Origin of the sequence: Mucilaginibacter gossypiicola (assembly GCF_900110105.1) — a bacterium.
Lineage (GTDB): Bacteria > Bacteroidota > Bacteroidia > Sphingobacteriales > Sphingobacteriaceae > Mucilaginibacter > Mucilaginibacter gossypiicola.
In genome coordinates this window covers 954,169-974,915 of the sequence record NZ_FOCL01000001.1, presented here as the reverse complement: position 1 = coordinate 974,915, position 20,747 = coordinate 954,169, and the positions used below count along the sequence as shown (strand labels likewise).

At 38.7% G+C, this 20,747-nt stretch carries 16 protein-coding genes; 14 read left to right on the top strand and 2 right to left on the bottom strand.

The features are described 5' to 3' along the window. Positions 1-147: 147 nt before the first annotated feature. From BMX50_RS04105 to BMX50_RS04045, 12 genes are all read left to right on the top strand, one after another. Positions 148-1,494 carry a glycosyltransferase family 25 protein gene (locus BMX50_RS04105; RefSeq protein WP_091207990.1) on the top strand — a complete coding sequence of 449 codons (1,347 nt, stop codon included), beginning with the start codon at positions 148-150 and terminating at the stop codon, positions 1,492-1,494. A 15-nt stretch (positions 1,495-1,509) separates the two neighbouring features. Continuing rightward, the gene (locus BMX50_RS04100; protein WP_091207987.1) at positions 1,510-3,390 is read left to right on the top strand and encodes a glycosyltransferase family 2 protein; all 1,881 of its coding nucleotides are present in this window, start codon (positions 1,510-1,512) and stop codon (positions 3,388-3,390) included. Between the two features lie 115 nt (positions 3,391-3,505). Continuing rightward, on the top strand, positions 3,506-4,747 hold the full coding sequence (locus BMX50_RS04095) for a putative nucleotide-diphospho-sugar transferase (protein WP_091207983.1): 1,242 nt from the start codon (positions 3,506-3,508) through the stop codon (positions 4,745-4,747). Between the two features lie 94 nt (positions 4,748-4,841). Further along, entirely contained in the window at positions 4,842-5,993 is a 1,152-nt protein-coding gene (glf, locus tag BMX50_RS04090) for a UDP-galactopyranose mutase (RefSeq protein ID WP_091207980.1), read from the top strand. Between the two features lie 533 nt (positions 5,994-6,526). Further along, complete coding sequence (locus BMX50_RS04085) at positions 6,527-8,098, top strand: vitamin K epoxide reductase family protein (protein WP_091207977.1); 1,572 nt, start codon at positions 6,527-6,529, stop codon at positions 8,096-8,098. Positions 8,099-8,198: 100 nt separating this feature from the next. Continuing rightward, positions 8,199-8,399 (top strand): hypothetical protein, encoded by a 201-nt coding sequence (locus tag BMX50_RS04080; RefSeq protein ID WP_091207974.1) that lies wholly within the window; start codon positions 8,199-8,201, stop codon positions 8,397-8,399. 892 nt (positions 8,400-9,291) lie between these two features. Further along, entirely contained in the window at positions 9,292-10,416 is a 1,125-nt protein-coding gene (locus BMX50_RS04070) for a glycosyltransferase family 2 protein (protein WP_091207969.1), read from the top strand. Between the two features lies 1 nt (position 10,417). Further along, positions 10,418-11,281, top strand: coding sequence for a hypothetical protein (locus BMX50_RS04065; RefSeq protein WP_091207966.1), 864 nt, complete (start codon positions 10,418-10,420; stop codon positions 11,279-11,281). A 1,724-nt stretch (positions 11,282-13,005) separates the two neighbouring features. Then, on the top strand, positions 13,006-14,679 hold the full coding sequence (locus BMX50_RS04055) for a vitamin K epoxide reductase family protein (protein ID WP_091207961.1): 1,674 nt from the start codon (positions 13,006-13,008) through the stop codon (positions 14,677-14,679). 183 nt (positions 14,680-14,862) lie between these two features. Continuing rightward, a complete protein-coding gene (locus BMX50_RS04050; protein ID WP_091207958.1) occupies positions 14,863-15,060 on the top strand; it encodes a hypothetical protein in 198 nt (65 codons plus the stop codon). A gap of 163 nt (positions 15,061-15,223) precedes the next feature. Continuing rightward, entirely contained in the window at positions 15,224-15,430 is a 207-nt protein-coding gene (locus BMX50_RS34185; protein WP_143065082.1) for a hypothetical protein, read from the top strand. An 84-nt stretch (positions 15,431-15,514) separates the two neighbouring features. Next, the gene (locus tag BMX50_RS04045; protein ID WP_167667801.1) at positions 15,515-16,648 is read left to right on the top strand and encodes a TlpA disulfide reductase family protein; all 1,134 of its coding nucleotides are present in this window, start codon (positions 15,515-15,517) and stop codon (positions 16,646-16,648) included. A 93-nt stretch (positions 16,649-16,741) separates the two neighbouring features. Here BMX50_RS04045 and BMX50_RS04040 read toward each other — a convergent pair whose 3' ends face one another. Beyond that, complete coding sequence (locus BMX50_RS04040) at positions 16,742-17,194, bottom strand: hypothetical protein (protein ID WP_091207954.1); 453 nt, start codon at positions 17,192-17,194, stop codon at positions 16,742-16,744. 305 nt (positions 17,195-17,499) lie between these two features. Here BMX50_RS04040 and BMX50_RS35170 point away from each other — a divergent pair, with 305 nt between their 5' ends. Continuing rightward, entirely contained in the window at positions 17,500-17,787 is a 288-nt protein-coding gene (locus BMX50_RS35170) for a helix-turn-helix domain-containing protein (protein ID WP_167667800.1), read from the top strand. A 23-nt stretch (positions 17,788-17,810) separates the two neighbouring features. On the opposite strand, the gene BMX50_RS04030 is transcribed toward BMX50_RS35170, so the two are convergent. Then, entirely contained in the window at positions 17,811-19,619 is a 1,809-nt protein-coding gene (locus BMX50_RS04030) for a hypothetical protein (RefSeq protein ID WP_143065081.1), read from the bottom strand. Between the two features lie 72 nt (positions 19,620-19,691). Between BMX50_RS04030 and BMX50_RS34855 the strand changes: the two genes are divergently transcribed. Further along, on the top strand, positions 19,692-20,465 hold the full coding sequence (locus BMX50_RS34855; protein ID WP_091207946.1) for a LuxR C-terminal-related transcriptional regulator: 774 nt from the start codon (positions 19,692-19,694) through the stop codon (positions 20,463-20,465). Positions 20,466-20,747: the final 282 nt, after the last annotated feature.

Sequence of the window (20,747 nt, the reverse complement as noted above, 5' to 3'; positions counted from 1 at the left end):
TGGCAGTTGCCGTTGTTTCTTGGCGTCTGAATCAGACGCCAATGGTATTGCGTCCGATATTGAGGAAGGTTAATTCCGGCTTGGGCGTATTGTTTTGTTGTTCTTGACATTTGCCATTTAATATTATATTATGAGTTTTTAACCTTTATGAAAATAAAGACATTTGCCATCAATCTGAGAAAAAGGCCAGATCGGAGAGGATCCGTCCTGGAGCAATTTGACCGGAAGCCGGAATTCGATTTATCATTGGTTGAAGGATATGAACATCCGATAGGCGCTATGGGGCTATGGATAACCATACGACAAATTATTCTGAATTGTATGGATAGGCAGGACGAATATATTCTTATTTGTGAAGATGATCATGAGTTTACCGACCAATATTCTTTAGAATATTTGGCATCCAGTATAGCACTGGTTAGCGAATTTGACGGTGACCTCCTGGCTGGCGGGGTAAGCTGCGTGAAGAGCACGATTCAGGTACGGCCCGGTTTATATTGGATGGAACAATTTACTGGCTTCCAATTTGTAATCATTTTTCGGCGCCTTTTTCGTTCCATTATCGAATTTAACTTCAAAGAGGGCGACGATGCTGATATTGTCGTTTCCGATATAGCTCGAAATAAATTCTTGCTTCATCCTTTTATCTCGGTCCAAAAGGAATTTGGGTATTCTGACGTGACACATAAAAACGCAAGAATGGGGCATGTTCATCAATTATTCGCAAAAAGTTCAGAGCGTATATCGGACTTGAATACGGTAGATGCTTTTTATAATGGAAAAAGTATTGAATTTGAATATAATGAGGAGCATCTGTATGAGGGAATTAGCATTCCAACTTTTATTATAGGTTGCTCTGATAGTTTGCCGCTGAAAGAGGTGATTTTTCGCGAATTTAAAGATAAACCTGAATTTGACCTCAAATTTATTACTGATCCTATTGCAGGGAAGCCCGACTCAGCTTTTGTAGCAAGCATCGGACATATTTTGAGGTCCGTATCCTTGAGCGATGAAGATATAGTTATCATTTGTAATTCCGGGCATCGTTTTACAGCAGATTACGCCAGAGGGAAATTTATTAACAATATTATAGAAGCCCATCAGCAAGGCGTTGGCCTTTTATTAGGGGGGATAAGCGGTTTCGATAGTGCAGTTCCAGTATGTGAAACGAGATTTTGGATTAGCAGTTTTCAAGATGCGGGTTTTATTGTTGTTTATAATAAGCTCTTTGAGAAAATCCTGAGTGAATCCTTTAACAATCAACCCAGTATCAATCATCCATTATCCGAAATTACCAGTCATAAAATGGTGATGTACCCGTTTATCTCCGTTCCGAGCGGCCTGTCAGATGAGAAAAATGAATCAAGCGCAAGAGCGGATATTGCGCCGCTTTATGAACTATCGTCAAATCGATTGAGTTATATACAGGCTGCAAAGGGCTTTATCAGTTTGTATAAACAAAAAAGGGAGTCTCCAAGGTTGATTAACCCTTAACCGATATTTAAACCTATGCAAAACCAAAACTACGAAGGCATATCAGTAATCATGCCTACCTACAATCAGGGTGCGTTTATATCAAGAGCTATTGCCAGTCTGCGTTTACAAACATTTGAAAATTGGGAATTAATTATTATCAATGACGGAAGTTCTGATTACACTGATGATATTCTTAAAGATTATATACAGGATAATAAAATCCGTATTTATTCGAACTCCACAAATGAAGGCGTAGGCTTTTGTCTCAACTGGGGAATGGAACTTGCCCGGTTTAACTTAATTTCATACCTGCCCTCCGATGATATTTATTATGCAGATCACCTAAGTTCCTTAATGGACGCAATTGAAAATTCGGATGCTATTTTAGCTTATTCAGGAGTATTGCATAATTATTTCGATTCATCGTCGGATAGCAGAGGTATTGCGTCTACAGGTAAAATCAATGGGATGCCCTTGCAGCTCGTGCAGGTATTGCATCAAAAGTGTAAGAACAGGTGGACGGAGCGTAGCGAAATTGTCCTGGATGACCTCGACCAGATGTTTTGGGCCAAACTCAAAGCCTTCGGGAGTTTTGTCGCTACCAATCAAATTACGTGTGAGTGGGTAGATCACCCGGAGCAACGGCATAAAATCATTAATGAGCTGTATGGAGGCGGACTTTATTTGTATAAGCAATACTATAATGTTAAACATCCCTTGCGATTCAAGTCTTCAGCAGGCATTCTTATTGATGAATTTCTGGAATACGAGCGCTTCAGAGGCAAAATTACTGTAGAAGCGGAGAATCCACTTAAAATTTTGCTTGTTGGCGAGCTGTCATATAATGCAGAGCGGATCAGAGCGTTCGAAGAACGAGGGCATCAATTGTATGGCCTATGGCTGAGTAACCCTGCCTATTACAATACAACAGGGCCATTACCTTTCGGTAACATTATCGACATATCTTTAGATGACTGGCAGCAACAGGTCAAAGAGATCAACCCGGATATAATTTATGCTTTATTGAACCATCAGGCTGTTCCTATAGCCAATTATATTTTAAGAAGCGGGCTCAAGATTCCTTTTGTTTGGCACTTTAAAGAAGGTCCATTTAATTGCCGGCAGAACGGTACATGGAAGGAGCTGATAGAGCTGTTTGTAAATGCCGATGGCAGAATATTTATCAACCCCGAGAGCGAAGAATGGTTTTCACAATTTTTACCTGCGGATGCGTCTAAAAGCTTCATTTTGGATGGCGACCTACCCAAAAGAGAATGGTTCATGGGGGAAAAAGCGGAATTGTTATCCGACCTAGACGGTCAAGTTCATACCGTAATTCCAGGACGACCGTATGGATTGACCGGAGATATTATCAGCTTGCTTGTCAAAGAAAAAATTCATCTACATTTCTACGGTGATATGTATAATTCGTTTTGGAAAGGGGAGATTAATTCAAATTTCCTTCATTCAACGGGTTATATCCATGTCTATCCTCAATGTGCACCGAAAGACTGGATCACTGAATTCTCTAAATATGATGCTGGGTGGTTACATTTATTTGCAAGTAGCAATAGTGGACAATATATGAAAGCAAGCTGGCCTGATTTGAATTATCCTGCAAGAATGTCGACACTCGCTGCTGCTGGTCTCCCCATGATCCTTAAAAATAACACAGGGAACATCGTCGCAACACAGTCTCTGATTGAAAAACTGGATATCGGCATCTTATTTAATTCAGCGGAAGAGCTCGCAAGCCAACTGCGTGACAAAGTGCAAATGCGGAAACTGAGGAATAATATTGCATCCGAACGCTTAGTTTTTTCATTTGATTATCACGTCGACAAACTGATAGCATTCTTCAGAATGACCATAGCAAGATTCGAAAAGAACGCCTGCGATGAAATGATAGCTTAAATGAAAAATGGGAAACATCTTTTGAATAATGCTTTGACTTAAATACTGTCAGGATGTATATCAGATAGATAGTCCCCAATTAACACAGTAGAGAAATAAAAAAATCATACCGTCTATGGCACAGATCAACAAGAGAATGAAGTTATTCTCAATTTATACTGACGAACTAAGTGAAATTAAAGATGTTTTTTCTGGTAGTATACGAGATGACTGGGATGTTCATATTAAGTATATGGGTCGGGCCGGGGACGGGAATGGCGACTTCGCGTCCAAAGGGTTTTACTATATCCAGCAAAGAAAAATAGAATTCTTAATTGAAAAGATAAAGGAGAATTGGGACGATGTCATTATTTATGCGGATATCGATATTCAGTTTTTTGATAAATGCTCAGGATTGATCGAACATGCTATATATGGTAAAGATTTTGCATTTCAGCCCGAACACGGTTCAGGGAATGAAGTTAATGTCGGTTTTTCCGTCATCAGATGTAACGAAAAGACGCTTGCTGTTTACAAGTTGATTTTACAATACGATTTTGAAATACTTCCAATTGCTGATCAGTCAGCCATGAACGATATACTTCAGGAGAATAAAACAGATGTAATCTGGGGGCTGCTACCCAAACAGTTTTGGGCGATGTCACACTACATGAGTGAATTGTTTGCCCCTCCAAATGATATCGTAATCCACCATGCCAACGGTACCCGCCCCAGATTGGTAAATGGCGAGCGAATAGGATCCGTACAGCTTAAAATGGAACAATTTCAAATGATTAGAAATTATATCGATGCGCAAAAGGAACTGGAACTCGTTACCGCGATGCTGCAAACTAAGAATTCCGTATTTAGTGATTTACTCTCAGCAATCGAAGGGAAGGCTATGGGAAATGAAGCTTCTGATGAGGAAACACAAATTACTTTTGCATTTTACCTGCATGTTTCCCTTATTAAAATTATTAATCTTTTTGTACCGGAATTGTTCGGTAATACGCCCTTGTTATATGATGGGATGATGAGAGCGCTCTTCCTGCCATTCTTTGATAGCGAAGAGGTAGGTATTTCTTATCTGCAGAACAAGGAAATGTTATCAGAGATCTGCCAGGATGTCCAATCTATCGAATTGGAACAGCCCGGAGATATCCCTGCATGGCTAATCTCCTGGACTGCGCTATGTAACGAAATGCTTTTGGAACCGGCAATCAATACAGGGGATTATAGGGGGACGCTCAAAAGAATGGGATGCCTGATAAATCAACATCTTAAACTGTCCGAAAGATCGAAATATGTTTTGTTTTATTTCATCCGAGAGACTTTTTCAGAACTGGCACGATCCGGGCAAGAAGCAAGTTATTCTTAGTCAAAAAGACACATAAATAAATACAGGTTAGCTCAATATTGGGAATTGTGCCCGGAAGGAACGGGGCGTTGATAACTTAAAAAGCAAATTCAACATGGCAGTTTATGATTATTTGATAGTCGGAGCTGGATTATTCGGTGCCGTATTTGCCAGGGAAATGACTGATGCCGGTAGAAAGTGCTTGGTCATCGATAAACGGTGTCATGCCGGAGGGAATGTCTACTGTGAACAAATTGAAGGGATTAATGTTCACAAATACGGCCCTCATATTTTTCATACCAACGATAGGACGATATGGGAATATGTGAATTCTTTTGTCCCGTTTAATCACTTTATTTATTCTCCGCTTGCAGAATATCAAGGAGTATTATATAACATGCCATTTAATATGAATACTTTTTACCAAATGTGGAAAGTTAAAACACCGCAGGAGGCGATGGACAAAATAGCAGAACAAGTGAAAGAAGCTGGCATCATCCATCCTAATAACCTCGAAGAGCAGGCAATCAGTATGGTTGGAGTGGATATTTACAACAAGCTCATTAAGGGTTATACAGAGAAACAATGGGGACGAAAAGCTATTGACCTACCAAAATTTATTATCAAGCGCCTGCCTGTACGTTTTAACTACGATAATAATTACTTTAATGACACGTACCAGGGTATTCCCGTCGGAGGCTATAATAAGCTGATTGACGGCTTGTTATCTGGGGTGGAAGTAAGATTGAATTGTGATTTTTTCAAAAACAGGAATGAGGTCGCCGGAATGGCAAACGCTATTGTTTATACCGGTAAACTTGACGAATTCTATGATTACAAATTTGGGCTGCTCGAATACAGGAGCCTTCGTTTTGAACATGAGGTATTAGGTGTTGCGAATTATCAAGGTGTGGCCATCATTAATTCAACGGATATTAAGGTTCCCTATACGCGTACCATTGAGCATAAACATTTTGAATTCGGTACGCAATCAAAGACTGTTATTACCCGGGAGTTTTCTGATGAATCATCCGTCGAAAAGGAAGCTTATTACCCAATAAATGACGTCAGAAACGAAGAGATCTTGAAAAAATATGTAGAATTAAGCAAGCTTGAACAAAATGTGATATTCGGAGGACGTTTGGCAGAATATAAATATTATGACATGCATCAGGTAATCGCTGCAGCGTTAAAAAAGGCGAGGCATATATTGAATAAACAGCCCGTGGGCGCTTATCAGGCAAAATTAAAAACTATTTCAGTATAAATGTAGAAAATTGTTTGTGCGCAGTAATTCAAGGATAGCTCGAGGGTGTTCTCCTGATGGCGGTGTATTGTGTGACGCCATGTTTGCTGGACCTCTGCTGCCAAGATTATACCAAGTCATAATTGGAAAACATTTATGCCAGTTTAACTGACAATATTAAAAATAGAACAAGTGGAAGAGAGTTATCTAATCATCTACAATGTTATCAAACGTTTTTCTCGCCGTTTTCAATTGCTACCGGTAAATCGGACTCCGTTAAACGGATACATTGCGCTATGGTAAAATTGTTTTAAGTGTGATTCCAACAATATTAAAGCAATAAAAATTTGGTTTTTATCAAATGGAAATTTAAATTGCTGCAGCCAATTTGAGATTAGGAAAAGTTTCCTATTGATGACCTTGATTCGTGTTGTTTTTACAGTAATCAAGTTAGGACTTTGTCTCAAAAAAATTATAAATAGAGCTTAAACCTGTCCCGGTAAATAAATACTGAAAGTTATTGCCGTAGAGTATCACAAAATTGCATTTTGCTTATGAAAGCCGATAATTTCGCATCTGTTGTTGCCCGATTCATCCAAGCGCTTAAAGTACCTGTAACTTCAAAAAGTGTGCGGGAACAACTACTGATCCATCCGGATTATGGAACATTCAGAGCTATTAGTGATGTGCTGGATAACTGGAAAATTCCCAATGCTGCATACTGCCTGAAATTTGATCAGTTAGCAGATGTGCCGACACCTTATATCGCCCAGCTTAAGGGTGCGGAGTTTGCCGTTGTTACAAAGAGAAGCGAGCGGGCTTTCGTGGTATCGAATGAGGATTGGCGAAACAAAAGTTTAACTATCGAAGAATTCAGAGATTCATATTCCGGATATATCCTCGTTGCGGAAAAGGAAGCCCATTCAGCTGAACCGGGTTATCTGTCCAAACGGATGAACGAAGTTTTAGAAAGTATCCGTATCCCCTTTGTAATTGCTTGTATTATATTTTTTTTGATATCCTTTTTTGCACTCAACTCTTCGTATTTGCGGTCCTTTAATGCGAGAATCACAACCTTGTTGCTTATAAAAACCTGTGGTGTTCTGGTGTCGATGGTTCTTCTGATTCAAAATATAGATGAGAATAACCCTCTGATTCAAAAAATTTGCGGAGCGAAGGAACAAAGATGTAATGCGATCCTATCTTCCCGGGCTGCAAAAATTACTGCACAGTTAAGCTGGAGTGAGGTTGGCTTCTTTTATTTTGCAGGAACATGGTTGTTAACGCTGTTCAGCCAGGGCAGTCTTAACTATTTAGCTACCATTGCTTTACTTAATGCATTGGCATTGCCATATACCTTCTTTTCTATTTATTATCAGGGTGTTGTCGCAAAGCAATGGTGTGTACTATGTTGCTCCGTGCAGGCTATTTTTTGGATCGAGTTTTTCCTGACTTCGAATCAATTATTTCATCATTTTAATTTTAATGGTTGGAGGGAGCTTTATTTGATTTTTCTGCTATTGGCTGTGCCGGTTATCATGTGGATCTTCGTTAAACCATACTTGGCGGCAAGTAAACAAATTGCCCCCCTTCAATTGCAACTACAGCAGTTTAAATTCAATAGAAATCGATTTCATCAATTGCTGGAACAGGAAGCAAATTACAAGTTACCCGATGGAATGGACACACTAATATTAGGTGACCCGGATGCCAAACTGACGTTGACCATGGTTTCAGATCCCTTTTGCGGACCTTGCGCTAAAATCCACAGGACCTTAGAGGAATGGCTTCCTTTGAGGAGTGATATAAAGTTGCAAGTTGTTTTTTATACGCCAAGTGACGAAGATGATGAAAGAAATAAGGTTGCGTCAACCTTATTGTCGCTACAGGATACCGAAAATGATAATTACCTGAGGAAGGCGATGCATGACTGGTACAGAAAGCGAAAGTTTCAAAAGTGGAGTAAAAAATACAGGAAGGATATTCACCGGAATACCCAGCACATGCTTAACATGTCCAGAGAATGGTGTCGGATGGCTGAAATTGCGACAACCCCCACGCTGTTTTTGAACGGACGGCGTTTGCCAAAAGGCTATCAGTCAGAAGATCTTAGATATTTCATTTAGTAAAACTATTTACCATACAAAAAGAGGTGCCTGCCTCATTAAGGACAGGATAGGGCATAACCATACCCGAATAAACATGGATTATTAATTCAATTACAAGATGAAAAAACTAAAATTGAAAATGGAAGGCATCAGTGAAATGCTAACCAAAGACCAAATGAAAAAAATCAGCGGCGGTTATAGCGGAGCCTGCGGTAGCTATTGCGATACTGGCGCACAATGCACAACACCGGACAGATGCTTCAACTATTGCTATGGAGGGGGCGGTCTTTTCTATCAAGGCGTTTGCACTTTCCGTTAAAATGTAGTTAGCCGGTTTGCAGGATGATATCATAATATTCATTATTTATGCGATTACGCAAATTGAGGCATCTAAATAGGGGCGTAAGATCGGGTCCTTTCCGCAACGCGCAAAAATGAGATGGTAACAGATTATTGAATTTTCTAGAACCTAACTTTCAAAATATGAAAAAGCTAAAACCAAGAATGGAAGGTATCAGTGAAATGTTATCTAAAGATCAAATGAGAAAGATCAGTGGAGGTTACGGTTAGGCGTGTGGAAGCCCTTATGACACTGGTGCTCAATGCATGTGCAGCCGATGCTATATCATTGTAGAGGAAAGTCGAGTTCTACTGGCTCCTGGAGGGGATTTTGCACTTGGCAGTAGCGAAACGTTAAGGGAACTGCTGCGCTTTAGATCAAAGTTTGCTGAGAAAGCGATGCCAAAAATTGTACCGTTCTTGGAACGCACGGTAATGAAATGGTAATGATTTGTAACTTCATAATGAAAGCAACCTTCACCTTATGGAAAGTTAAATTGAAATTAGAATGCAAAAGTAAAATGTTAGCCAAAAGCAAGATAAGGAAAGTTAGTTGAGGTTACCCGTAGGCTCGTGGAAGTCCTTTCGATACTGATATTCACTGTGGAATTGCAGGCCGGCGCTTTGATCATCGTACAGGCAGTTCTAATTTCATTTGCTCCTGAATGGCAACTTGCACTATACCATAGCGAATCTTTAATGGATTGGTTGCAACTTCTTTTAATCGCAACCAATCCTTTGTTTATTGCAGCGTGTAAAGTCTTTCTGCCAGAATTCAGGATAGATAGCTTTTGATTTTTTAATTGATATGGGCGAAGGCTTTAATCTAAGAATATAGACATGTTCAATTGTTGCAAGGTAGACGGTTTGAGATGATTGCCAATAAATACAAGATATCTTTCTGTACAGTTTGTATGAATCGTTTGCACCATCTCAAGCAAACGCTTCCTCTCAACCTTATGGATAGCTTCGGTTATCCAGATACGGAGTTTGTATTGTTGGATTATAATTCGTCAGATGGGTTAGAACAATACGTTTTAAGCGAGCTCAGTGTATATATTAATAATAACAAATTGATATATTTCAGGACTGAAAGTCCACATTATTTTAATCGAAGCCACTCTAGGAATCTGGCTTTTCGCCTTGCGTCGGGCGATATAATTTGCAATATCGATGCCGATAACTTTACGGGAAAAGGACTCGCAAATTATATAAACCAAGTATTTAACAAAGAAAAAAATATATTTCTCACCAATATAAAGTCTGGTGCTTTGATTGATTCGCAAAAGGATATTTTGGGTAAAGTCTGCTTGAGAAAAGAAGATTTCATTAAGGTTTGTGGATATGATGAATCAATGGTCAATTATGGATTCGAGGATTTTGATTTGGTAAACAGGTTAGAACTTTCAGGGCTGTTATCCCAGTCATTTGGATTTAATTCAATTGGTCAGTCTGCAATAGCTCACCAGGTCGAAGAAAGCTTGAAAAATGAGGAGATTTCCTGTAGGCTCGAGTCAATTCTTCTTAATTATATAACTCCATCCAGTACGGAATTAATTTTCCTATTAAAAGACGGCTTTTTTTTAAAAGGAGTTCTGACCGATAATTTTGCCTACAATCTAGAACTTGATACATTTCAGTATAAACAGTCTCTGTCTAAGTACCAATTTTCGTTGAAAAATGATGAATTGATCAGGGGGAAATGGAAAAGTGTTTCTGATAGAATTTTAATAACAAATGACAGTGATCTTCATGTAATACAACTAAAACACACGAATATTCCTTACTTATTGTTGGATAACAATAATTCGAAACCTTACTATAAGTTAGCTGATGCAGAAATGGTTCAGACGGCCATCATGATCTTTTCTCAAATTCCCAACCGCGTAATTATGGAAAATAATATTCGTAAAAAAAAAATAGTAGTCAATGAAGGAGGCTACGGCAGGGGAAGGGTGTTTAAAAATTTTGATTACCATTCTTTTATAGATCTATAATATGGTAGTAATTGAAGTGGTTTCGGTGTCAGTTTTCTATAACCAATCACTGTGGCATCGTTTACTGAGAGATATGTTAAGCCCTTATCTGAAAGGTTATGACCTGATTGCTTGCCGGTACAGTTTGTTTTTTAGTCAGGAACGAGGAGATCACGTAACTATTCTCATTGAATCCCCTAAAAGCTGGCAAACAGAAGCCGATTTTTCAGAGAAGGTCAAAAGCTATCTGGCGGAATACCCCGGTAATGAAAAAGAAATCCAGCTGCCTGTCAGAACATTTTTTATGGATTATCCGACGAATACATTTTTATCTGATTTTGAAAATTTTGCAGATGTATCTTTTGTTAAAAAAAATGATATCAGAATTCGCGAATCAATTTCTTTAGCTATGCTGGGCGCTTTTGAAAGTGACGAGGTTGATTTGGAAAGTATTTGCAGCTTTTTAATCTGTATGCTATTCGGAACCATAAAAGCGGCGTTCCCGCAATGGGATGACGTTTTGCTTAATATTTCTGATCTTTTTAAATGTTTAGATGAATTTGATGATAGCACCTCAGCGCATGTTAATGGTAGGACGGTAAAGGTAGATCAAACGGAATTAACACTTTTTTTCTCTAACAACTTTCAAGTTGTGTTCCAAATGATCGACATGCTTTGGCCGAAAATCACGGCGAACGTAGATTTAGATTGGCTGAATGTTTGGATATCCAATATTAAGTCTTTTATCGATATTGAAAATCCAGCCGCGTCGTCAATTAGCATTTGCCAGATGTTATATGTGCATCTTGGGATTAATGATCATCATCTTAAAAGCAGATTTACTTTTTACTTATTAAAAGTGGTTGAAACAGGTATTAAGAACTAAGATGAATTCTACCCGATATCGCAATGCATAAGTATAACAACGGCATCCTGGCTAGTAGATATTGCTCAATTTAGAGATATGGAAAATGCTTAGTTTATCAATAACTGGCCGTCTTTTGCGAATATTTAAGAATGGCTTTTATTATTGTTGTACAATACCTACCCCGAAAATTGCGTTAATGATGTTTTTTACATTGGTGGTAGTTTGCTAGTTGTTTTAGCAAAGCATAAACTATGTCGAAAAATGGATTTGAAATCAATGTTATCACTATCCACTTGCCAACGACATTTTAAGAAGCGAGCTCCCCCCTTTGTGTGGCATTTTAAACAAGGCCACTTCAATTGCAGGCAGAACAGTACCTGGATGGAATTGATAGAGTTGTTTGTAAATGCTGACGGCAGAATATTTGTCAATCCAGAGACACAGAGAAGTGGTTTGCCCAATTTTTACCTGTAAATGCCTCCCGAAGTCTTATTCTAGATGGCGACTTGCCAAAAATAGAATTGTTTACAGGCAAGAAAGCGGGATTGCTATCCAACTTGGACCGTGAAATCCATACAGTGCCTCCGGGAAGACATGCGGGTTAACCGGGGAAATTATTAGATCGCTTGTCAAAGAAAAAGCTCGCCTTCAATTTATGAGGATATGTGTAATTCGTTTTGGAAAGGTGAAATTGATTCGAATTTTAATGATTCACAGAGCTATATTCACATTTACCGCCAGTGTGCATGGAAAGATTGGATCAGTGAATTTCCTAAATAGGATGCTGGTTGGTTGCATTTATTTCACAGCAATAACAAGGGGCGATATATGAAGGCGAGTTGGCCTGATTTAAATTATCCCACGCGGGTGTCGACGCTCGCTGTAGTGGGTCTACCCATGATCCTCAAAAATAACAAAGGTAACATTCTCCCAACGCAGCCGCTTATTGAAAAGTTGGATATTGGGATTTTATTTGACTCTTCAGAAGACCTCGCAAGCCAATTACGTGATAATGGGCAGATGCAAAGGCTGAGAAGTAATCTTGAATCTGAACACCTCATTTTTCATTCGATTATTACGCAGACAAATTGATTGCATTTTTTAGAAAGACCATAACAAGATTTAAAAAAATACATACGATGAACTGGTAGCCTAAATAACGAACATAAGCATCAAGTATGCTGCTTATAACAGGTAAAGCCGCGGGTCCAGCCTGATAGTTAGCTTCAATTTAATGAGTATTCCGATGAGTCATCGGGTAACAAGGCCGCTTATTAACCGACAAATGATATCCAGAATGAGCAAATGTTAAAAAAATATAGAATTAAGCAAGCTTGAACAAAATGTGACATTCGGGGGACGCTTGGCAGAGTATAAATAATATGATATACACCAGGTAATTGCAGCAGCATTAAAAAATGCGAATCAAATATTGAATTAACAACCGGGAAGATTTATTTGGCCGAACGCAAAATAGACAGCCTTATCTCGGCATAATATAGGTAAAGTACTGCTGTCAGGGTATTGCACGTTGGTTAATTCATTAATGACTATACGTTGAATTGGTTTATTAAATTGTAATTTTATTATTTTATATAATATTTGTATGTATATTTACTCACAGATACTTAGAAGCCAGTTATAAATATTCATAAGAAAAGCCTCTGCCACTAATATTGCCTTGACGTAGTTTGGGCCGGTGTTTTTTTGTATCTTTTCGTTAAACCTAAATTTTTACACGAATGCAACATTTCCTGACAAGGCTTTTAGAGCCTAAGACCAATGGACCTCAGATAGCTATTTTACTAACCTCCATTTTGAAGGTTAAAATATCGGCCAGTACGCTTACTAGGGAAATTGAACAACATCCGGATTATCCGAGCCTCTTAAGTATTAGTGATGTATTAAATAATTTCGGAGTTGAGAATATAGGGATAAGATTGGAAAAAAGTAAAGTCGCTGAAGTTCCGGTTCCGTTCATCACACAAATTAAGGGGTTGAGAAGTTCGGAGAAACTCTTTACAGTTGTCAACGCAATCGATAACATCCATATTCATTTCTTTGACCCTGAAACCCATAAGTGGAGCAAGCTGCTCAAAGAAGATTTTATTAAAAGGACTTCGGGAGTGGCAATGATGGTGGAAGTTGGAGATAATGCTGGCGAAAGCGACTACCAAACAATAATTAGAAAGGAGTATAGAAAGGTTGTCATCCAGATGCTTAACATTTTTTGCATACCTGTCCTTCTACTTCTCTCAGTTGTCGTTTCATTATTTAAATATGGTGGGTATATGCTGTTGCCCGCGGTCTTCACTGGTTTTACGCTCGTCGGGGCAATAGCAGGAGTTCTACTGCTCTGGTACGAATTTGATCAGTACAACCCTATATTGCAGCAAATTTGCAGTGCCGGTAAAAAAATTAACTGTAGTGCAATTTTGCAATCAACTGCTTCGAAAATTGCAGGGATAAGTTGGAGTTCGATTGGTTTCAGCTATTTTGTTGGCACCCTACTTTTGTTACTTTTTGGAGGACTGAATACCCCAGCCATTTTATTTATAACAGCCTGGATGGCAATGGGAGCTAGTCCCTATGTTATATTTTCAGTTTATTATCAATGGCGAATCGCGAAACAGTGGTGTATTTTATGCTTAGTCGTTCAGGGCGTATTGATTTCGCAACTATCAATAGTTCTTGCAGGGAATTGGCAAAACTTATCGGATTTAAGTGCGTTGGAGTCCGGATTTATAATCTCATGTTTAACGGCATTTTTGATTCCTTTATTGGTAACAAATTCCGTGTTGCCAGCTATGAAAAAAGCGAAAGAAAGTAACTACCATTATACTGAATTGCAAAAGTTAAAACACAATGCTCAGATTTTTGGAGCCCTATTGCAGAAACAAAAAGTACTCTCAGAAACACCAACCGGATTAGGTATATCATTAGGAAATGTCAATGGCACGTACAAATTGATAAAGGTGTGCAATCCCTATTGCGGCCCATGTGCGAAAGCTCATTTGCCTGTCGAAGAACTGCTTCAAGGCAACCCAGAAGTACATATCCAAATTCTATTTACAGCAACTAGCGAAGAGTGGGATTTCAAAGCGCCTCCTGTAAGGCACTTGTTGGCCATTGCCGAAAAGAATGATGAGCAGGTTGTCAAGAATGCATTGGGGGACTGGTATCTGGCAGAAAAGCGGGATTATGAAACATTCGCAGCGAAATATCCAATGAACGGCGAGTTGAAAAGACAAGATGAAAAAGTCGATGCGATGACTAATTGGTGCCTTAAGACAGGAATAGATTTCACCCCTACATTTTTTGTTTCCGTACGGTCGGAGGATAGCGAGAAAGATCAATATTTTCAGTTGCCCGATATCTATAGTGTTAAAGATTTAAAATATTTTTTTTCCGTGTAAGTCTTCTTTTTCAAAACTAATTACCGGATACATAAAAAGTTAATTAACAAACAATCTTTAATATTTTAATAGAGAGATATGGGTATACAAAAGCCGCTTTATGCGTGAAAAAGAGCCGGTAACTCGACCGGTATTTTAAAAGAATGAAAATAATAAATTATTTACTTTACCAATTTAGAAAACATGAAAAAATTAAAATTGAAAGCTTTACAGCTTGGAGCTACAGAATTATTGAGCAGAACACAATTGAAAGATGTAACAGGTGGAAGTGGTGGCCCTTGTCTTCCAAGATGGACTGGTTGCAGTAATGTCACTGAAGATAACGATTGTTGTGGAAGCGGCAAATGTATGATGTATATGGGCCACGAGCAATGCGTTTAGAATAAAAGGAAAGAGCAGGATATTAGTGTTCCTGCTCTTTTCATTTTTAATATTTATGACGACCTCAACTTTATTCATTCCCTGCTATTAATAAAGTGTTAAGTAAGATAAGGGAATAAGTAATTGCGATGCCGGATATTTAAATTCTAAATTACTTTACAATATGAAAAAACTAAAATTGAAAGCGCTGAAACTGGGCGTTACTGAAGTTTTGAGTAGGATTCAGTTAAGAAATGTAAGCGGAGGAAGCGGAAGCGGAGGAAGCCAGTGCATACCTGCTGGTTCCTCCTGTAGTACAGTATTGGGAGATGACGCCTGTTGCGGAACATCCAGGTGCATCCAGTATTCGGGCCGCCAACAATGTGTTTAGATAAATCAATGGACCCGTTAAACGAAATTGGCCACTATGCTATTGATCCTCTATATAAGCCGGCGTGGCAAAGATGTTACCACCATGAAAAAACTCCACATAACAGCTCTATTGACATTCCTTTCGACCTGTACGTTTGCACAGTCTTCAAATGGTATTTTTAATATCACCGGACATATTTCGAATTTGAATGCAGGTAAGATTTTTATTATGTACAATTCATCTGCCCAACAATCAATTAAGGATAGTTGTAATATCTTGAATGGTAATTTCCATTTCAAGGGAACGGTGGCAGGACCAGTCTTGGGTTATCTTCGCTTAGATAACACTAATTACGTCGATAAGGAGGCAATATATATTTATATAGAGCCCTCGGATATTCAAGCCGAACTTTCTGCCGGCCCCTTTAGCGCTATCAGCATCAGTGGTTCAAAAAGTCAGGACGAACTTATGCGATGGAAAAATGCTGATTTGGCACTAAAACGTAAGTTTATTAACATCCTTTCGGGCGAAAGTTTTAAGAGAAAGGGCATCAAAAAAAAAGCGGAATCGGACAGTTTATTACTGTATGAGGAACAGCGGGCTTTACAAACTTACGCGTTTGTAAAGGGTCATCTGAAATCATATGTTACGCCATATTTGTTGAACTTCTTTTATCGAAATTATACTAGGGTTCAATTGCAGGAGGTTTATGCTGGTTTAAGCGATAGTGTTAAAAATTGTACCAGAGGGAAAGAGTTAGCTAATCATATCCTACAGATGAAAGACAATTCAAAGGGGGGGATGGCGGCGAATCTTGCCGGGAAAGATTATGTTACCAATTTGGATTTCGATATGGTTCATTTAAAAGGTAAATATATTCTGGTAGATTTCTGGGGATCCTGGTGCCAGCCTTGTATCGCATTATTGCCAGAGTTGATTAAAGAACAACAAAAATACAAAAGAGATGACATTGTATTTATGAGCGTAGCGGTTGATGAGGAAAATAACAAAGCTAAGTGCGCGGGAATTGTCAGATCTATTGGACTCAATTCAATTAATATTTGGCAAAATATTTCCGATAAAAGCAAAGACAGTATTGCTACAATTTATGACGTTGGTGCTTATCCGACATTTATTCTTGTCGACCCCACAGGAAAAATCGTAGAGAGGGGGACTGGAGAATCAGGTTTTTTAAGTTGTAGAGTACGGTTGGATGAATTGCTTCCGAAAAATTAAAGAAGTAAAAGCGCTGAATATAGAGTGGATTAGCCGATTTCTAAAATATCCTATTGAACATTTTGCGTTTAATAAGGTTTTCTTTATTCCGTTTTATCGAGCTGTAGACGAGCGTTGTATATATATAAGCAATGCGAATGACGGCAGAATATAACGGAGGTCTGCCAGATACGGAAGTTCTGCTAACCAAGAAGCCGATCCCCTTAGGAGTTTGGGATAAAATTCATTACGGTTCGGATCATAAACGGCAAGTAGAGCGGCCAAACCGATGAGGATAAACCCTAACCAGGTTAGCCTGCGTTTGGCATTACTGAGCATTACAGCGCTAAAATAGATCCCGGCACAGGAAAGTATTACCGACAATAACGCACTAACCGGATGAAAAGCATCTGTAAATTCACCTGCCATTCCACTCATGCTGGTGCAAAAGTCGTCAGCTAGGGTCGGCCAATCAAGTAACTTATTGGCAAAACCGTTTGGCGCAAAGAAGGCTGCGCCAAACTCTGTTAGGTAGTAGCCAAGTTGGTAGGCATTTATCGTAGTCATTTCCGTTGCAAAAAACAAGGCGATGGCAATAATCCCGCTACGACGCAGGGAAAGGTGTAATCCTTTAACCCCCGCAGATTAACATTGCAAATAGGATCAAATGTAGCACTAAGATGCTTGCCGCAACAAATAGGTGGTCAATGGCACCGTTGTAAAGCATTGGCGTAAATGAGTTTAATGGTACAAGCAACGCCAGAAAAAGCGATAATCCAAAATAATGGAGCTTTGGAGACATTATCCTATCATCTGATTTGAGAATGTTAAAACGTTCCGTTTCCGATATATGAGAAATACTATCAGAAAAAGTGTCGCACATTGAAAGCCTATTAGAAAAAGATAAAGGAAATAGATTTTTTAACGAAACAATAACGACCAAAAAAGCCGCTAAATTACTGGATGTCTCAGTGTCAAGCTTATATAAAATGACACATACAAACGAGATTCCATTCTATAAGCCCGGAGGTAATAAACTCTATTTTAAAAAAGAGGAACCCGTAAACCGGATTTTACAACACAGGATTAAATCGCAATCTGAAATTGAACTTGAAGCGATTAATTATGTAGTGAACAACCATTTGAAAAAGTTTAGGTGATCTCTTTATACAAGTATCATGGCTTATAAGCTATTGACGCCCAGTAATTTTAGTTGTTTGATTATTTTGTCTTTGCCACTTTTTATCCTTTTAGCATCAAATTTATATGATGATTTATCATAAATATACAGGTAGTCCTGTGATTTATTTCTGGCGGCATCAGCAGTATACCTTTTCTCTATCATAGCATCAGTCTTATCATAGAAATTCACCGCTAATTTTAAGCATTCAATTTGTGTTTTGGTTTTATCAACATTTATTTCATACAAATTCGCCAAATCTATTTCAGAACTAATAAAACAAGAGAAATCCGATCGGAAAAATATTTTGATATAATTGTTAGTATATAGGCTGTCTATCCATAACCTGCATATCAGACTCATTTGGATATTGCTGTTTTGCGGTGAAGGGGTGTAATGAAGTGATCTGGCCAAATCATCCAATGCCCTGATAGCATAACCCAGTTCGATGTCTTTTGATGACCACGCGTTATTTGTTTTAGTAATAGCATTGGAGGCTTCTGCGTATGTTCTTTTTTGTGCAAGATCAAATGCCCTGTATAATAAAGTGCTGGCTGTAGCATCATTTTGAGCAAGTCCATACCCGAAGTGATAATCATCGGCCAATTCACAAAGTCCGCTGATATTATCCATAGCAGCAGCTGCTGCAAAATAATAGTTCGCAGTTGTATAATCTTTTGACACTTTAGAATGAATACCTTTATCAACCAACTCTCCGGGGTCGGCTGTTCCATCTGCAATGGCTTGCCGGTTGTTTTCTCTTTCAATGGCTTCTATTTCAGTATTTTTCTCCTTTTCATAATCCTTCCGTTGTTGTCGCTGGGATATTAAATTGGAAACCGAATTTATTAACTCACCTGTACTTTGTACTACAGCTTCCGTATTTGCTTCTTTTTGTTGATTTTGGAGCTGCTGAACTTGCAGCCTTTGCCCTGTTGTTGCTCCATTCGGTTTCACGGCATTTATTTTTGCCTGATTAAGTGCCAGTACATTTTGTATGGCATCATTATTTGGGTTTTGCGCATTATTGATGTATGTCTGTGTTTGTGCATGAGTGGCATTAGTTACATTATCAGAATTATGAATATTGACCTGGGGAACGTTCGTGTTCACTGCAATGTGATCAGACGAGCGTGTTTGCTGCATATTACCGCAAGAGCTGTTATTTGAATTGCTTTGAACCCCATTGACATCAGTGGTCTGAGAAGCTATATTAACATTGTCGGTACTATTATTGCCCGAGGGGGTATCGCTGCTATTATGACCACAATCGTCCGTGGCAAAGGGCTTGTTATGGTCATCATCGCCAAAGCGCACATTGGATACTACAACATATAAAATAGTATTGGAATCAAACAAGCCTCCTCCTGCAAATGGTTGTACGCCAAATCCATCTTTTGGGTCAGTTGATTGGTCTTCACCTGCACCTAAAGTTATACGGCCCTGTTGCCCTAATCTTGTTTGCTGCCATGTTTTATTTTTATAAGCTGCGAGCTCATTGGGAGCTAACAGGGTAAGCGTAAAACTAATAGGCTGTGAATAATCACTTTTAAATTGACATGTCCAGTTATACTCTTTCGCATTTGTATTATAATCGCCTTTCGATAAGTGAAAATGCAACCCCTTCCAGCATGATACTGGGTTCCATGGCCCCCAATGATCTTGCGCTTTTGTAACGTGGCAGCAAATACAGAATAGCCCAATGGCAATATACTTTTTCATTAATATCTGAATTAGGAGTTCAACTCGGGGACACTTATGGGACACACAGCCGATTTTATCAGCTAAAAATACTCGCCTTTTCAATTCCACACAATCACCATTAATAGTGATTTTTTACATGAAAACTTTATTTTAGTAGCTATATTTCAACCTGAAACCCTAATGAAACTTGAACTATTTAACAATGAGGCTGCCAAGATATGGAAGCGTATATCAGACAGTGAGGAAAAAGTCAGTGACCTACTACAGCTGGAAATAGAACTTTATAAAAAGCTGCTTATCTTTTTTCAGATTGGTGAAAGTTGTTATCATATTTTCAATTTTCAGCAAGTTCGCTTTGATTTTGTAAGTGAGGAAGTTACAGGCGTTTTTGGATATTCCAGGTATGCATTTACCCCCGAACAGCTATTAGAAAATATACACCCTGAAGACCGGGGCTGGTTTCTGAACTGCCAAGAAACAGCTGGTCAATTTTTGCAGGGCTTAAGCCCTGATAAACAAATGAAGTATAAACTAAGGATGGATTACAGGATCAAAAAGCAAGACGGTGAATATATCCGCGTAATGCTTCAATCTGTTGTGATTCAAAATGACGATGCCGGAAGTGTCCTTAGAACCTTAATTGTGCACACAGACATTACACACCTTAAAAAAGATGGCAGACCGGTGATGTCATACATCGGTATGGACGGTGAACCTTCTTATCTGGATGTAGACGTTAAAAATCATTTTAAGGAAGAAAGCCATTTGTTAACCAAACGCGAAAAGGAAATACTTTATCTTTTAGCCGAAGGCAAAGCAAGTAAGGAGATCGCCGAATTGCTATATATCAGTAAGAACACTGTCGATTCACATCGCAAAAGCCTGCTCCGTAAAACCGGGTCTGCAGGTACTGTTGAACTGATTAATAAAACAATACGAGACGGATTGGTTTGACGATTGAATTATGCTGAATTAGACTTTTTGAATTAAGTGTTTGGGGGTAAAGTACTTTAGCTGTCTATTCACTCACTTTTTTATAGATATGATAATGACTTGCTTATTGGATATATAAATACTGATGACGCTATCACATTCTAGTTGTCTCTGAGTTACGAATAAAAACAGGACTGGTAAAACTGCGATAGCCCGAGGATTGGGCGAGTTCTCCAGTATAGTGTTATCATATCGAATTGAAAGTCTGATAAGACGGTCGGTTTCATGACCTTTAAGGAGTAT